Origin of the sequence: Bifidobacterium canis (assembly GCF_009727065.1) — a bacterium.
Taxonomy (GTDB): domain Bacteria; phylum Actinomycetota; class Actinomycetes; order Actinomycetales; family Bifidobacteriaceae; genus Bifidobacterium; species Bifidobacterium canis.
The window spans coordinates 1-16,480 of record NZ_WNLP01000003.1 but is presented as its reverse complement, the minus strand read 5'-3'; the positions used below and the strand labels follow the sequence as shown (position 1 = coordinate 16,480).

At 57.2% G+C, this 16,480-nt stretch carries 12 protein-coding genes; 2 read left to right on the top strand and 10 right to left on the bottom strand.

The genetic code is table 11. From position 1 onward, the window contains the following. Positions 1-252: 252 nt before the first annotated feature. The 4 genes from GSD1FS_RS03975 to murA all read right to left on the bottom strand — a co-directional run bounded on the left by GSD1FS_RS03975 (position 253) and on the right by murA (position 5,193). Positions 253-1,389 (bottom strand): D-alanine--D-alanine ligase family protein, encoded by a 1,137-nt coding sequence (locus GSD1FS_RS03975; protein ID WP_155588495.1) that lies wholly within the window; start codon positions 1,387-1,389, stop codon positions 253-255. A 256-nt stretch (positions 1,390-1,645) separates the two neighbouring features. Continuing rightward, positions 1,646-2,644 (bottom strand): NAD(P)H-dependent glycerol-3-phosphate dehydrogenase, encoded by a 999-nt coding sequence (locus GSD1FS_RS03970; RefSeq protein ID WP_155588494.1) that lies wholly within the window; start codon positions 2,642-2,644, stop codon positions 1,646-1,648. A gap of 113 nt (positions 2,645-2,757) precedes the next feature. Further along, entirely contained in the window at positions 2,758-3,720 is a 963-nt protein-coding gene (locus tag GSD1FS_RS03965; RefSeq protein ID WP_155588493.1) for a lysophospholipid acyltransferase family protein, read from the bottom strand. 147 nt (positions 3,721-3,867) lie between these two features. Continuing rightward, positions 3,868-5,193: a UDP-N-acetylglucosamine 1-carboxyvinyltransferase gene (gene murA / locus GSD1FS_RS03960; protein ID WP_343030192.1), complete on the bottom strand. Its 1,326-nt coding sequence runs from the start codon at positions 5,191-5,193 to the stop codon at positions 3,868-3,870. Positions 5,194-5,491: 298 nt separating this feature from the next. Here murA and GSD1FS_RS03955 point away from each other — a divergent pair, with 298 nt between their 5' ends. Beyond that, positions 5,492-6,838: an NAD(P)/FAD-dependent oxidoreductase gene (locus GSD1FS_RS03955; protein WP_155588491.1), complete on the top strand. Its 1,347-nt coding sequence runs from the start codon at positions 5,492-5,494 to the stop codon at positions 6,836-6,838. Positions 6,839-6,986: 148 nt separating this feature from the next. On the opposite strand, the gene GSD1FS_RS03950 is transcribed toward GSD1FS_RS03955, so the two are convergent. The 3 genes from GSD1FS_RS03950 to leuC all read right to left on the bottom strand — a co-directional run bounded on the left by GSD1FS_RS03950 (position 6,987) and on the right by leuC (position 9,501). After that, positions 6,987-7,265 (bottom strand): Lrp/AsnC ligand binding domain-containing protein, encoded by a 279-nt coding sequence (locus GSD1FS_RS03950; protein ID WP_155588490.1) that lies wholly within the window; start codon positions 7,263-7,265, stop codon positions 6,987-6,989. Positions 7,266-7,334: 69 nt separating this feature from the next. Then, complete coding sequence (gene leuD / locus GSD1FS_RS03945; protein WP_343030191.1) at positions 7,335-7,997, bottom strand: 3-isopropylmalate dehydratase small subunit; 663 nt, start codon at positions 7,995-7,997, stop codon at positions 7,335-7,337. Positions 7,998-8,097: 100 nt separating this feature from the next. Beyond that, the gene (gene leuC, locus GSD1FS_RS03940; protein ID WP_155588489.1) at positions 8,098-9,501 is read right to left on the bottom strand and encodes a 3-isopropylmalate dehydratase large subunit; all 1,404 of its coding nucleotides are present in this window, start codon (positions 9,499-9,501) and stop codon (positions 8,098-8,100) included. 293 nt (positions 9,502-9,794) lie between these two features. On the opposite strand from leuC, the gene GSD1FS_RS03935 reads away from it, so the two are divergent. After that, positions 9,795-10,622 (top strand): IclR family transcriptional regulator, encoded by an 828-nt coding sequence (locus GSD1FS_RS03935; RefSeq protein ID WP_155588488.1) that lies wholly within the window; start codon positions 9,795-9,797, stop codon positions 10,620-10,622. A gap of 614 nt (positions 10,623-11,236) precedes the next feature. Here GSD1FS_RS03935 and GSD1FS_RS10275 read toward each other — a convergent pair. From GSD1FS_RS10275 to GSD1FS_RS03920, 3 genes are all read right to left on the bottom strand, one after another. Next, entirely contained in the window at positions 11,237-14,290 is a 3,054-nt protein-coding gene (locus tag GSD1FS_RS10275) for a SpaA isopeptide-forming pilin-related protein (RefSeq protein WP_155588487.1), read from the bottom strand. A gap of 20 nt (positions 14,291-14,310) precedes the next feature. Further along, positions 14,311-14,520, bottom strand: a complete 210-nt coding sequence (locus GSD1FS_RS03925) for a hypothetical protein (RefSeq protein WP_155588486.1) — start codon at positions 14,518-14,520, stop codon at positions 14,311-14,313. 335 nt (positions 14,521-14,855) lie between these two features. Continuing rightward, entirely contained in the window at positions 14,856-16,163 is a 1,308-nt protein-coding gene (locus tag GSD1FS_RS03920; RefSeq protein ID WP_155588485.1) for a metallophosphoesterase family protein, read from the bottom strand. Between the last annotated feature and the right edge of the window lie 317 nt (positions 16,164-16,480).

Genomic DNA, 16,480 nt, shown 5'->3' with positions numbered 1-16,480 from the left:
TGCAAATATTACTGTTCACTTGGGCAAGGATTTCTTCGGGAAACATCGAACGCGCACGCTCCCTCGCGCGCATACAACAGAACTATTCTGCGCAACGTGCACGAACGACCCTCCTCACGCACACGTAACAGAATCAATCTGCAAAAAGCACGCGAGCCGCATCTCCAACGTGCACAGTTATTTTGCCGTTGCCGACTGATTTCCGACGCCCATTGCAGGCAAGGTAACTAGGCATAGAAAACAAAAGAAAAGTCAGGCGAGAACGCCTTCGATCAGATCGGTCACCACCTGCGTGAACGGCACTCCCATCGCCTCCCACGCCTTCGGGAACAGCGAAATCGATGTGCACCCAGGCAGTGTGTTGATCTCATTGACCAGCACTTCGCCGTCGGCGGTCACGAACGTGTCGACGCGGCTCAGGCCCATGCCATCCACAGCATCGAACGCGCGCACGGCGATTTCGCGAACGCGCGCGATCGCATCGTCACCGATCTTCGCCGGAATCTCGGTGTGGCTGGCCTGCGCGTCCATGTATTTGCTGTCGAAGTCATAGAACTGGTCATCGCCCTCGTTGCGGCGGTCGAGCACGATCTCACCGGGGAGTGCGGCGCGAGCTGCGTCGGTCGGCTTGATGCGCACTACAGCACACTCGATTTCGCGCGCGTCGATGCCCTGCTCAACGAGCACGCGCCAATCATGCAGGCTCGCCTCGTAAACGGCGGCGGCGAGCGCGGCTGCATCGTCCACGGACTCCACCTTCGTCACGCCGAAGCTGGAACCGGCACGCGACGGCTTGACGAACAGCGGGTATTGCAGTCCCGCCTCGTTCACCAAGTCAACGAAGTGCTCGCCATCGCCGGCAAAGTGATCATCAGCGTTGTAGTGGCGGGTGTCGAGTGTGATGCCGGGTGCCACCGGAATGCCGGCGGCACGCAGCAGCACCTTCGTGTAGTGCTTGTCCATGCACGCGGCCGAAGCGAGCACGCCGCAACCCACGTATGGCACGCCCATCATCTCGAAGAGACCTTGAATCGTGCCGTCTTCACCGAACGGACCATGCAGTGCGGGCAGCATCACGTCGATGTGGCCGAGCGATTCGAGCGAACCATCGGCATTGCGAGCATAGAAGCCGTCTGCGCCTTCGCCCACGTTGAGCACTACATCACGCGAACCGGGCACTCGCTTGACCTCGGGCAGTCCTTGAGCGAGGTTCCAGCCGAGCGGATCCTCGCCGTCAACGATCCATTCGCCTTGCTTGGTGATGCCGATCAGCACGGGCTCGAACTTCTCAGGGTCGAGTGCGCGCGTGAACGTGGCGCCCGAGATGCAAGAGATCGAGTGTTCGTCTGCTTTCCCGCCGTAGAGAACTGCCACTCGTGTTTTCGCCATTGCGTTACGCTCCTTTATCTGCACGTATCTGCGCGGTTGTGCCGCGCGGCGATCTGCCGCATATGTGCGCCGTCGCAGCGCCATATTTTCCACAAATAATCGCGTTCAAGAATACTCGCGACCAATGAATTAGTTGCGCACATAAAGAGTCAAAGAGCCGTGCGTGTGCCCTGCATTGGTTGGTATGCGGTCACGCGCACGGCTCATATGCGTTGTAAGTGTCGTGCTTGCAGCGCTTTGCTTACTCTCTCTTTGCTTACTCTACGGTGATGCCCTGCGGGAACATCTCGGCGACCATCTGGTCGAACGAGATGCCGTCGTTGAGCACGCGCGTCACAGCCTTGGCGAGCGGAGTGTCAACGTGGTATTGCTTGCCGAGTTCAACGACTGCGCTTGCGGTGGCGACGCCTTCCGCCACGCCGTCGCTCGCCTTCGTCGCCTCTTCGACGCTCATGCCTTTGCCCAGGTTGAAGCCGAACGTGTAGTTGCGCGAAAGCGGCGAGCCGCAGGTGGCGATCAAGTCGCCCACGCCGGCGAGTCCGTGGAACGTCTCGGGCAGCGCGCCGGCGGCGGTGCCGACTGCAGTGAGTTCGGTGAGTCCGCGCGTCTCGATCATCGCGGCGGTGTTCTCGCCATAGCCCGCGCCGTGCGACATGCCAACGGCGAGCGCGACGACGTTCTTCAGCGAGCCGCACAGTTCCAAGCCGATCACGTCGGCGGTGATGAATGCCTTGAAATAGTCGGTGGTGCAGTAGCCGGCCATCGTGCGCGCCTGTTTGATGTCGGTGCAGGCGATCACGGTGGCGGCGGGCTCGCGTGCGGCGATCTGCTTGCTCAGATTCGGGCCCGACACAGCAGCGAAACGGTCGGAAGGCAGGTCGAGCGCTTCGGAAACCACTTGGTCCATGCGCTTGCCGGTGCTCTTCTCGATGCCCTTCATCAGTGAGACGACGAGCGCGGAGTCTGGAATAAGTCCTTTGAAGTCGGCGAGTGCTTTGCGCGCGACCTGCGCGGCGATGGCGACGACCACAACGTCGGCGTGCGCCACGGCTGCGGCGCGGTCGCCGGTGGCGGTCATGTTACTCGGCAGTTTCTCGACGCTGGGCAGGCGGACCGGATTGCGATGCTCGGTTTGGATCGCCGTGACGATCTCCGGTTCGATCGCCCACATCGTCACGTTGTTGCCGGCGTCCGCGAGCACCTGCCCGAAGGCAGTGCCCCATGCTCCCGCACCTAAAACTGTGATATTCGCCATGCTTACTCCTTGAGTTGACAACTAGTTCGATTGTTGCGCGCTTTGCTTGATGCGACTTTGCTTTGCGTTTACGGCGCAAATCGCGCGGGTATGCAAGTGAGCTATGCGCGTTACTACGATTGCGCGGATTGTTCAGATTGAGAAGATTGCTTGAGCGCGCGTTCGTCAACCTCGTGAGGATCAGTGAACGGCGGGATCTCAGGCACTTCCTTCATGATGCGGTAGTCGAAGTACTCGTTCGGCACTGCGACTCCGCGGATGTTGGCCATGATCTCCTTCATGCGCACGCGCACGCGGCGCACAAGCTCGTTCGCCAGTTCCACCGGCGGCTCGGCGCCCCAGGAATCCATATGTTCCAAAAGATCCGAGTAGTCAAGCTGCGTGTCGTAGCACATCACCACGTTCTTCTTCGGCCACGGCCACCAATGGTTGATGCTCGCCGCACCCCATGTGACCGCGCAGTAGAGGGGAATCTGGTGCCCGACTCTGCGCGATGCCTCCAATGCGATGAAGCCCGCGCCGTTCTTCATGCTCATCGGCCACTTCTTCGGGTCACGCGTCACCGTGCCTTCCGGCCAGATGGTGAGCGCATGGTTGCTGGTGAGAATGTTGATGGACGCTTCCTCGATTTCGCGCGCCTTGCCGCTGCGACGCGGCACCGGCTGCATGCCGACCGCCTGGAACCATTTGCCAATGATCGGCCATTTGCCCATCTCGGCTTTTGCCATGTAGCGCGGGCGACGGCCCATTTCGAACATCGCGACCATCGGCACGAACACGTCGAATTGCGTCACGTGCGTGGCGCATGTGATGTATGCGCCCTCAGTGGGCACGTTCTCCAAGCCCCACGCGCCTATTCTGCAACTCGCGCGCAGGACTTTCGCCGCTCCTTCGAGCAGTCGATGCGTGGTCTTCGGGTTGAGTTCCGCGATTTCCTTCTCGTTCGGCTCCATACGGCCGATGGGGAACGGTCGCGTAGGATCGACCAAACCGTATTCTTCGTCTAGCTTGCGGTATTGCTCATCGCTGAGCGGTTTAACCGCGGACCTCGGTGAGGGTTTTCCTTTGGATGCCATGCTTATTATTCTGCCGCATCAACCGTACAGCCCCAGCGTTTGCGCCCATACGCACGCCCTCATCGCCTCCACATTTGCCCGGAGCAAGGCACGAAAAAGCCCTCGCACACCTAAGCGATGTGCGAGGGCTGAAAAGGGCTGATAGGCTCAGTCGATCTGAGCGCCGAGAGCCGTGAGCTTGCCACGGAAGTCGGCGTAGCCACGGTCGATGAGGCTGATGCCACGAACGTCGGACGGGCCCTTGGCGGTCAGCGCCGCGATCAGGTGGCTGAAGCCGCCACGAAGATCCGGCACGTCGATGTCGCGACCCTCAAGCGGGGTCGGTCCGAAGATGACGGCCGAATGCTTGTAGTTGCGCTGCTGGAAGCGGCAAGGCAACGAGCCGAGGCATTCGCGGTAGAGCTGAATGGTCGCGCCCATCTGCACGAGTGGCTTGGTGAAGCCGAAACGGTTCTCATACACGGTTTCGTGAACGATGCTCAAACCGTTGGCCTGGGTCAGGGCGACGACAAGTGGCTGCTGCCAGTCGGTCATGAAGCCAGGGTGCACGTCGGTTTCGATGGCGACCGGCTTCAAATCTCCGCCCGGGTGCCAGAAGCGAATGCCCTTGTCGGTGATGTCGAACTCGCCGCCGATCTTGCGGAACACGTTGAGGAACGTCATCATCTCAGGCTGAGTGGCGCCCTTCACGAATACGTCGCCGTGGGTGGCGAGTGCCGCCGAAGCCCATGAAGCGGCTTCGATGCGGTCGGTCAGAGCGGTGTGGGTGTAGCCCTTGAGCTCCTTAACGCCTTCGATGCGGAATGTGCGATCGACGTCGACGGAAATGATCGCGCCCATCTTCTGCAGCACAGCCACGAGATCCATAATCTCAGGTTCGGTTGCAGCGCCGGAAAGTTCGGTCTTGCCGTCTGCCAGCACAGCGGCGAGCAGCGTCTGCTCGGTAGCGCCCACCGACGGGTACGGCAGGTGAATCTTCGCGCCATGCAAGCCGTTCGGCGCGGTGATGTGAATGCCATCTTTGTGCTCTTTATCTACCGTCGCGCCGAGTTTGCGCAGCGTCTCCAAGTGGAAGTCGATCGGGCGTCCGCCAATGTTGCAGCCTCCGAGAGCCGGAATGAACGCCTCACCGAGCCTGTGCAGCAGTGGGCCGGAGAACAGAATCGGGATGCGTGAGGAACCGGAAAGCGTGTCAACGTCAGCCACATCGGCGAGCTGCACGTTTTTCGCATCGATGGTCACAATGCCTTCGTCGCCGTTCACGTCTACGTTCACGCCGTGCAAGCGCAGCAGGTCAGACACCACATGCACATCGCGAATCTCCGGCACGTTCTTCAGCACCGATGTGCCAGGTGCGAGCAGTGCCGCGACCATAGCCTTGCTGACGAAATTCTTCGCGCCACGCACTTTGATCGTTCCGTTAAGCGGTTTGCCGCCGACAACATGGAGCACGTCATCAGTTTGTTCGACCACGTTTAACCTCTTTCGCAATGGTTGTGCGCATTGTTCGCGCATATAGTAATTTCAACGTTTTTCAAGTTTCTACACGTCTCTAACAGTTCGCACGCGCGTTTTATTTCCTCATCCGTTTTCAGCTGTCAGCAGCTGCCAACGCACGTGCTTACACCATTTCTTATTGTGCCACACGCCCTGTAGCTGTTGGCGAATGCGGGATTTCTCACCTCTCACTGAATGCGAAACCATCTGTTGCTCTGTGCGGCGCATCTCTACTATCTCAAGTAACACAACTGTCTGTTTCAAAGGAGAACTCATGACTACCACCGTTGCTGTTGTCGGCTGCACTCACGCCGGCGTTTTCGCCACCACCACTATTCTTCGCGAGCATCCTGATTGGCAAGTGCACGTTTTCGAGCGCAACGACACCGTTTCGTTCCTCTCCTGCGGCATCGCGCTGTGGGCTGGCAACCACGTGTCTGACCCGAAGAAGATGTTCTACTCCTCCCCTGCCGCACTCGAGCAGGCGGGCGCGACCGTGCACATGCACACCGACGTCACCGACGTTGACGTGAAGGCAAAAACGCTGGAATTCCGCGATCTTGAGACTGGCGATACGCAGACGATGGCATACGACAAGCTCGTCGTGACCACTGGCTCGCGCCCTGTTATTCCGCCGCTTCCGGGCATTGATTCCGAACGCGTGCAGCTGTGCAAGAACTGGAACGACGGCGTGCGCATCAAGGAGCGCACGCAGGGTGTCAAGGAAGTGATCGTGATTGGCGCCGGCTGCATCGGCGCCGAGCTCGCCGAGCAGTTCAGCACGAACGGCATTCACGTGACGCTTATTGATGCAGCTGACCGCGTGTTGGCCAATAATTTTGACAAAGTTATCACAGATCAGGTTGAAGACAAGTACCGCGAGCACAATGTGACGCTTGCACTTGGCCAGCAAGTGACTGGTTTTAAGGAGACCGAAGACGGCATCACCGTGATCACCGAGAAGGGTGAATACACTGCTCCGTTCGCGATTCTGGTCGTCGGGTTCCGCCCGAATACCGATCTCGTTCGCGGGCAGGTGGAGACGCTGAACAATGGCGCGATTGTGGTTGATGACTATATGCGCGCTTCCGTGCCTGATGTGTATGCGGCTGGCGACTCCGCCACCGTGCTGTTCAACCCGACCGGCAAACTCGACTACATTCCGCTCGCCACGAATGCTGTGCGCCAGGGCCAGCTCGTCGGCTTGAATATTGACAAGCCGACGCGTAAATACATGGGCACGCAGGCGACGTCCGCCGTGCAGCTCTATGATCTTTCGCTTGCTGCTTCCGGCATGACGCAGACGTATGCGAATAATCATGACCTTGATATTCGCTCGACTGAACTCGTTGAGGATTATCGCCCGGCATTCATGCTGACGACCGCTCCGGTGACTTCGGTTCTGACATGGGATCCGCAGACTCGCTTGGTCAAGGGTGCACAGTTCTGCTCGACCGTTGACGTGTCGGGCGCCGCGAACACAGTGTCGGTGGCTATTCAGGCGAAGTTCACGATTGACATGCTCGCCAATGTCGACTTCCTGTTCCAGCCGAACTTCGATCAGCCGGTGCATTATGTGGGCGCTGTGGCTGCGAAGGCCGTCGCAGAGCAAGGCGAGTGATCTTTCAGCTGATTTCGGCAGATAGATCGAGAACGGCACAGAGTCAATAATTGAGACGCAATAAGGGTTGTGCCCGCCGACAGAATGGTTCTGTCGGCGGGCACAACCCTTATGCATTTATTGCTCATTCGCTGAGCCGCATAACGAATCAGTCGCCACCGAGATCGAAGGCGGCCTGATCGTCTTCCTTCGAATACGTGCGGAACGCCATCAGCGTCTGCGTGCTCGCAACGCCTTCAACCTTGGCGATGCCATCGGGAATGATCGTCGAGAGATCGTTGAAATCACCGGCAGACACGACGGCCACCAAATCAACGTCGCCAGCCACCGAATACACGTCTTTGACGCCTGCAATCTCAACGATTTTCTTCGCCGCAGCAGACACCATGTTTGCCTCTGTGGTAATTAGCACAATCGCATCAGCCATTTTGACTCCTTTACCAGCTTTCGGGTGCAGAAAACACCTCGCCCGTCATGCTCCACACTACTACTCTCGCTAGCGATCGGAGATCGGGCCAGCCCAGTCGCTTTCCTGCGGTTCGCGAGCCGGTTCTACGACAGCTTCGCCTTCGGTGATGATTGGAATCGTCTTGGGCTTAAACGGGAATTTTTCCGCGCGCATACGCTCGTATGCCGCAATATCATCTTCGTGCTGCAGCGTCAGATCGATGTCATCGTAGCCGTTCATCAAGCGCCAGCGCACGTAATCGTTCACTTCGAACGGAAGTGTCACATCACCGCAGGTCACGGTGCGTGATTCCAAGTCGACGGTCATCTGCGTTCCAGGCTCTTCTTCGAGCAGTTTCCACAGCAATTCCACCGACTCCTGCGGCATGATCGCAGCGAGCACGCCGTTCTTCGCGGTGTTGCCATAGAAAATGTCGGCGAACCGTGACGCGATGACAACGCGGAAGCCATAGTCGTGCAGTGCCCACACCGCATGCTCACGAGAGGATCCGATGCCGAAATCGGGCCCTGCCACCAGAATCTTGCCGTTTTGATATTCCGGCTGGTTGAGCACGAAGTTCGGGTCGCGACGCCAGGCGTAGAACAGTGCGTCATCGAAGCCGGTGCGCGTGACGCGCTTGAGGAACACGGCTGGAATGATCTGATCGGTGTCGACGTTCGAACGGCGGAGCGGCACTCCGGTTCCCGTCACAGTGGTGAGTTTTCCATTTCACATCCTTGGTTTTTACAATTCTTACGGCGTGCACTGCCTCATTCGCCATGCACTGCCCTGCGGTAGCGAAACTGCTTGTTCACAGATCTTCCGGCGTGCTGATCGTGCCACGGATCGCGGTGGCCGCGGCGACTGCCGGCGATGCGAGGTGCGTGCGCGAACCCTTGCCCTGCCTGCCTTCGAAATTGCGGTTCGACGTGGAGATCGAGCGTTCGTGCTGCACGAGCTTGTCGGGGTTCATGCCCAAGCACATCGAGCAACCGGCGTTGCGCCATTCTGCGCCGAAATCCTTGAAAATCTGGTCGAGCCCCTCTCGCTCCGCCTGCAAGCGAATGCGCGACGAGGCCGGAACAACGAGCACACGGTGAATCGATTCGGCTTTCTTGTGGCCTTTCATGATCTGCGCAGCGATGCGCAGGTCTTCGATGCGGCCGTTGGTGCAGGAGCCGATGAACACGGTGTCGACCGGAATATCGCGAATCGGCATGCCCGGCTCAAGACCCATGTAGTCCAATGCGCGTTCCGCAGCCGCACGTTCGGTCGCGTCAGCGAAATCATCAGGAGAAGGAACGTTTGCCGAAATCGGAGCCCCCTGCCCCGGGTTCGTGCCCCAGGTGACGAACGGCTCGAGGTCTTCGGCGCGTAACGTCACTTCGGCGTCGAACACGGCATCATCGTCGGTTTTCAGCGTCTTCCAATATTCCACCGCGCGATCCCACATCTCGCCCTTCGGCGCATGCGGGCGGCCCTTCAAATATTCGAAGGTCGTCTCATCGGGTGCGATCATGCCGGCACGAGCACCCGCTTCAATCGACATGTTGCAGATGGTCATGCGAGCGTCCATCGACAGGTTCTCGATCGCCTTGCCGCGGTATTCGAGCACGTAGCCCTGGCCTCCGCCGGTGCCGATCTTCGCGATGATCGCAAGAATAATGTCTTTTGCACTCACGTTAGCCGGCAAATCACCGTCAATGTTGATCGCCATCGTCTTGAAAGGCTTGAGGCTCAACGTCTGCGTGGCCATCACATGCTCCACTTCGGAGGTGCCGATGCCGAACGCAAGCGCGCCGAATGCGCCGTGGGTGGAAGTGTGCGAATCGCCGCACACAATCGTCATGCCCGGCTGCGTGAGTCCGAGCATCGGGGCGAACGCGTGCACGATGCCCTGATCGGCGTCACCAAGCGGGTGCAAACGCACACCAAATTCACGGCAGTTCTTCTCGAGCGTCGACAGCTGCGTGGCGCTCGTCTCGTCAGGATTCGGTCTGTCGATGTCAACCGTGGGCGTGTTGTGGTCTTCTGTGGCAATGAGCTGGTCGATGTGGCGCGGCTTGCGGCCCGCCAAGCGCAGTCCCTCGAACGCCTGCGGACTCGTCACCTCGTGCATCAGCATGAGGTCGATGTAGAGCAAATCAGGCGCGCCGTTCTCGCCTTTGCGTACCAAATGATCGGCCCAGACCTTCTCGGCCAACGTCATACCCATGAATTGCCTCCTGCAAGTTCGCTTGTGTTCACCATGTGGAAGCGGCTCTCCCTCGCGTTTTCGCACCGCCTACCACACGCGAATATGTTTGTCTAGCGTATGGGTTTGCGATTCACGGTTCGAGTACTATGTCAATATTCGAGATGTGGAGATTTGTAAAAGATTCTGTTATTCATCTGATAGAGTAGAAAACACAGTTTTTTCACTGTTTCTCACGATTTTCGGTTATTTTTACGTAACTCCGGCGAGTCGGTGGTTTTGCGTTTCGAAATATGAGATGCAATAATTCTTATATGACTTCAGATACGCTTACCGCAAAACCCGCGCAGCCCACCGAGGCGAGCGCCAATACCGCAACTGCAACTACCCCTCAGAACGACGCACCGGCGCGTGATAATGAGATCCACTCCGGCGTCGGCGTGCTCGATAAGACTGTAAAGATTCTTGACGCGCTCGAGTCTGGCCCTGCCACGCTCGGTCAGCTTGTCGCCGCCACTCACTTGGCGCGCCCGACCGCGCACCGTTTGGCGATCGCTTTGGAACGCCACCGCTTCGTCGTGCGTGATCAGCATGGCCGTTTTGTGCTCGGCTCGCGCTTCGCTGAGCTCGCCGCAGCAGCCGGCGAGGATCGTCTGCTCGCAGCAGCGGGACCGATTTTGCAGACGCTGCTCGATCGCACCGGCGAAAGCGCACAGATCTACCGTCGTCAGGGCGAGCAGCGCGTGTGCATCGCCGCAGTCGAGCGCGCAAGTGGTCTGCGCGATTCGATTCCGGTGGGCGCAATGCTGTCGATGGAAGCCGGTTCCGCCGCGCAGATTCTGCTCGCGTGGGAAGACACCGAGCGTCTGCATCAGGGATTGCGTCACGCGAAGTTCTCCGCCGCAAAGTTGGCGACGGTGCGCAAGCGTGGCTGGGCTGAGTCGATTAACGAACGCGATGAGGGCGTCTGCTCGATCTCCGCGCCGATTCGCAATGCATCCGGCCAGGTGATCGCCGCGATCTCCATTTCCGGCCCTTCCGGACGCATGGGTTCCAACCCGGGGCATCGTTTCGCCCCGCTCGTGATGGGCGCAGGCAAGTATCTGTCTGACGCACTCATCAAGGCCAGCATCAGCCGCTGACCTCGCAGCACTAATCTTTCATCACACAGGCGGTCAACTTTCGGGTTGGCCGCCTGTTGCGTTCTTGGACGCAAAATTTTATCGATAAAGAAGAAACCCCTCCCGCTTCAGGGAGGGACGTACCGTCACCGGTTCAACCAGCGCCAGCAAATGACCACTAATAGCAGTACACATCCAATGAATGCGTACTGTGCGTCGATTCTCGAAGCAAGAACCGACATCATAGCAATCAACAAAACGCCGGAGTTATCCGGCTCTGTGTTCTTTGGCTTGCTCATAACGAGCACCTTTACTAATCAGCCGCGCCGCGCAGGACGCGGCAGGCTTCACCCCGATTTCCCGAGGAGGTCAGTTTCTCCCTGCAAAAAGAGAAAACTGACATCATCAAGATTAGCTGGTAGAATCGATGTTAGGCTTACAGGCACTGCAAAATTAGCCTGTACCTTTACTAAGCGCAAGGCCGGTTCTCGAGAACCGGCCTTCACTCTTTTCTCGACAAGAAATTCTCAGACACCGCTTCGCCGAGCATGACTAATTCGGATTTATGCCATAGCATCTCATAGCAACAGAGGGACGCTGGTTACTCCCAGCGCCCCTCGTACTTCTCACTTATATCAGGCGAGCGTCTGCTTCCTGAGCTTGACTGCCATCAGCATCACGCCGAGAACAAGCACAATACCGGTGAGCACAGCCCACAGCGGTAAGCCGCCGCGTCCGGTCATCGGTAGCACAACGCCAGGCTCGTTCTCGATCTCACCGAGATTGATCGCAATAACGTTAGCTGCATTATCTTCGACACCCACTGTGTCGCTGGCGTCTGCCGCGCCGATTATGCCAACATAGCCATTGTTGTTCAGATTCGTCACACCCACCGTGAAGTAGTGCGGTGTGGAGTCGAGATTGTAGCCGTCCGGCGCTTTCGTCTCCGTGAGCACGTAACTGCCCCACGGCATGCCGGTCACCTTGAACTTGCCTGCCGCTGTATCGGCATCCACTGCCCACGAATAGTTCTGCCCATCATTGCCGTTCTCGGCAACAGTGCAGTTCACTTTCGAACCATCTGTTAAGGCGATGCAGTCCTTGATCGTCACCGTCGTTGCGGTGCCTGTCGTATCGTCGTACGGCGTGTAGGCGAGCGACCACTCCGACCCTGCGAGCAACTGGTGGTTCTCCTGCTCCGACAGCGCCGGATCCACACTCGTGTCGATGCTGGCGCCCTCTTTCGCCACTGCCTGTGGCTTCTGAGCGATCTTCTGCCAAGTCACCTCGCCGGGCTTGCGATCATTGCCGATTTGCTTATTATCGCCAGTCAACGCATCACCATGCGTCTTCTTTGGATCGCCATTATCTGTGAAATCCGTTCCACCAATGGTGATCTGAGTGACTTCCCCATTATTCGCAGTGGTATTCGCCGCTTCGAAGTAATAGTATTTGTCACTCGTCAGGTAGCCCATCGGCGCCGTCTGCTCTTTGAGACGATACTTGCCAGCCTCCAAATTCTCGAGCTTGAATTTGCCGCCCTCTTCATCAACGTCGATCGTGTTATGTTCAGGCGTGCAGCCCCAAGCTCCATTATCACAGAAACCGTCATTCAGCGTCTCATATTGCTTGTTGGACTCATTAAACTTTTGCAATGTCCACGTAGCACCCGAAAGTGCGTTGCCCGAGGTGCTGTCGATCTTCTGCCAACGCACGCTGTACCGCTCTTCAATGTTGATGATGCGTGAACCATACTGATCGGCGTTCTCAGACCACAGCAACGTATTAGTGGTAGAGTTTCCGTTCGAATCATATGCTGCTGTGATCTCGGTGCTTGGTTTGACGAACCCGCCATCAACAACGTTGTCTATGTCTGACTCCGTTTGATTACCGGTGCCTGTGCGTATCTCATAGATATTCGTGTTCGTGGTATATCCGCTCGGAGCACTGATCTCGCGCAAATAATACTTGGCATTAGGATTCAAGCGACGCACTTGGAACTTGCCTGAACCTTGACCATTGGTTCCAATTGCCCAGTCATCATGACCATCATCTGCGACTGTGATAAGCGCACTCGCCGTGTTATTGGCTTTGGCATCATCGAGACTCTTATAGATTGCCCATTCCGTGCCAGCAAGAGCATTGCCGCTATTGTCTACCTTCGACCATTCCAGCACGGCGCATGCGTCAGAGATTTCGCCGTGCCAACCGAAGTTGTGGCGTTCCTGATCCTGCTCGACAACCGAGGCGGAGATCGTCTCATGCCAGCCGGTACTGCTATTAAAGCCGTTCGTCCAAGCGAGATCGGTCAAACCAATCGGGTTATACATCATGTAATCTTGCCCAACCCACACGCGACCGTTCGTCGACACATGAGTTTCCAAGCTACCGTTCGGCACCATGATGCTACCGAGCATGTTGGCAACAGGGTCATCTGTAATGGCTGTCTGGCCATTACCGCCAACGCTGATGACCTGGCTCTCAGGATCCGACTGGCTAAGCGTATGCGAATTCTGCACCTTGCCGTTCTGACCCTCAGTGATCCGGCCGCCACGAATGGTGACTTTCGAAGCATCAGCGAAGTTCCACATCAACGCAGATGCAGCATGCGAATACAGCGCATTGCGAGCTTCCTGGTTCTCCTGATTGAATACGGTGTAAAAATTACTGATTTCTGCGCCGTTCCACCAGAAACGCCAACCATTGTTGAAGTCAATGCCATCAGTGCCGCCAACCACGTTGACCACTACGGAGGCATATTCAGGAATGTTGTCAAAACGGAATGAGACGCCATTCGTACCGGCGTTCGTAAGCAGACTGGCATCAAGCGTGAATACCTGCATAACGCTTCCGCCATTCACCTTGTACGCACCGGTCGACGAATCGATTTCTTGGCTTTTCATACCGTTGCCTGTGAACGTGATCAATCGCTCCGCTGGCGTGTCTGTATTTCCATCTCCGAAATCGAACGTCACCTTATAGCTTGCATTGCCATAATTCTGGCGATAGAAATTCTCTTGAGCAGGCGCGATTGACGCTTTCCCCTCACCGGTCATCGGCCTTGCCTTCAATACCGAAGATGTGTTGTGGACAACCTCTTGAAATCCACTCAAATCAGTATGAGTTGACTGCCCCTCAATCCACGCTTTATTGAGTTGCACATATCTCAGCGGATTGTCACTCGTATCCCAATTGATAAAGCTATCAGTATTCCAATCCCCCTGATACCTATTCCAAGGATCATCGAAATTAAAAATCGAATCGCCCTGAACTTGCCATTCATCCTTGTTATTGGGATTACGCTCCAATCCATCGTAGTTATCGTCCCAATCTATGTCGTGCGCCTTGGACTGGTTATTACTGGTCATCCTGATTCGCGCATTATGCGCTGGCCCTAAGCTGTCAGAACGCACATAACCACGCGCCGCATTACCCCATGCCAGCACATTCACGTCTTTGTTTTCCCTATCCCGTAGCGTGATCGCGCTGGTATTGCCGCCCACAACAAGAACGTCTGACGCCTTTACTGGCCGTAGATTTGCACCAAAGCCCACCGTTCCGAATCGGAATCCGTGCCCGTTGAAATTAGCATTATCGACGCCCTCCGGGTTTTCTTTGCCGTTTTTCTTGCCCTTCACGCCATGCAGAGCAAGCTTGCCGTTAACAACGGTAAGACCCTCGGCTTCCACCGCATACGACTGCTCAGGCTTTACATCGCCGGTATAGTTAGTTTGCCCTGATGCGTTCGGTGCACGACATACATATCGCGGCCAACCCAAGTAGCCACACCATCATCGTTGTCAGTTTTCAAACCTCCGCCATCGCCGATCACGCCGGTGGAAGGCGTGCAGATACCCGCTTCGGCCGCCACAGCCACTTCGACGTTCAGCGTTCCGGCAACAAACAACGTGGCCACCATAGTGACCACCATCGCGATTGCTCCAACTAGTTTCGATGCTTTCCGCATTTCCCCTGTTGCGCGCGGTGTGCGCGCATTGTTCACATCGTGCATAATTCTCCGTACATCTCGGCACTCTCCCAGCCGCACCGCCGGCTGCCTAGATACTATTTTCCCCCCGAGACTAGCAAAATGTTCACCATGAATAATTCACATAAAACATGCGAAAAACGGCGGCAAATAGCGTAAACGAAGAAGTACTATGCAGTCGTGATTCTGCATAATCTGCACTAAAGTTCTACAGTCTTCACGCAATGCTCACATTGAAGACTCTGCGCCACAATATGCGCGCCCACTCACCTGCCGAACAGCATGCGCAGCACCTTGTGCCACGTGCGGCTCACCTTGTTCGGGTGATGCAGCAGATTCACGCCCTCGCTCTTCGGTTTCGAGGCGCTGTTCATGCCATACACATACGCTTTCTTCGAGCTCGGCTTGCCCACCAGTTCGCCGAACTGCAGCAGCTGGGTGCGCGGCTCGTAGGGGTGGCGAATATCGAACTCGAACAAGCGCGCAGCGCGACGTTTGGGAATCGGGCCGTATGAGTCGAAACCGCAGGTCGGCGTAGTGATCATGCGCAGTCCCGAATAATCACCGACGAACGCGTTGCGGTGATCGTGCCCTGCGGCGACGGCGAAATACGAGTGCGAGTCGTGCAGAATATCGAATTCACCGGAGTCATCGTCCGGGCAGCTGACGCCCTCGCCCAAATATCCGCCAGCCTCGGTCTTCGCATCGTCGAGCGTGAAGTATTGACCGGAGAACATACGATACCCCTCCACAGCGTGTGCGGTGGTGGGAGGCACCGGTTTCAGCACGCGGTAGTACTGCGGCATCGGAATGTGCTGGAACACAATAGATTCAACGGCTGCACCGATTTTCGACGGCACTGTTTGCAGAAAACGCAGTGCACGCGCGGAAGGTGCGCCGTAGCCGCCAGTTTCCGCGTAGTCGCCGGAATCGATGAGCACAATGCCCATAACCGTCTCGCCGTCTTCACCGCTCACCGGCAGTGCGAACGTGCCCGGTTCGCCGCTGGAAATCACCTGTTCCTTCGGCAGTGCGCTCGACCAGATTTGCGCGCAGAACTCGCTGGGGAGCGGAGGATTCACGCACAGTTCGAATTCGCGGTAGATCTCGTCGAGCTGGGCGTTGCTCAAGCCGCACTGAAAATCGTGGTTGCCGTAAGTGACCGCCCATGGCACGCCGGCGTCGATCATCGGCCGCACGAATTGCGCGATCTCGTCGTGCACGAGCTGGCGGGTGTGTGCAAGATCGGCAGGCTTCACCGAACCGGTGGCCGAGTTCTTCCAATGCCTTTTGCAGAATGTGGCAGAATACGCCGGGTCGTAGCCGGCGATCTGATTGCCCGACAACACCACCAGATCGGGACGCGCTGCCTTCAATGCGGCTGTGATCAGCGCGATGGTGTCTTTGGAAACCTGCGGACCGTCTTGAATATCTGCGAGCTGGAGCACACGGAACTTGCCTGAGCGGTGGAATTGCAGGCGCCCGAGCCGTCGCGACACCGAGAGCGGTTTGCGCTCGCCGCCCTCTTCCGCCGCTTGCGCTTCTGCCGCTACGCCATGCCTGTGCTCACTCATACTCTCTACGATAATGCATTTTTCCGTTTCGCACACCCGTGCCCGTGCACTTCCACATGCTCTTCGCGTCTCTTTTGTCGTTTCCGAGCGACTTCCGCTCTTCTCGCCCCTCCATTTTGCTGGCGGGGATATAAAGCTCGATTACCCGCAGATATACAGATTACAAAATGGCTATTTTCAACGAAAAAGATTCCGCATATTCGAGACCAAAATGGTTTCATATCCCCACCAGCAAAATAGAGGGATGGAGAGCGAGAGGTATGAGACGGCAAGACGGCAGAGGCTGGCGGAAAAAATAAAACCTCCGCCGAAGCGGA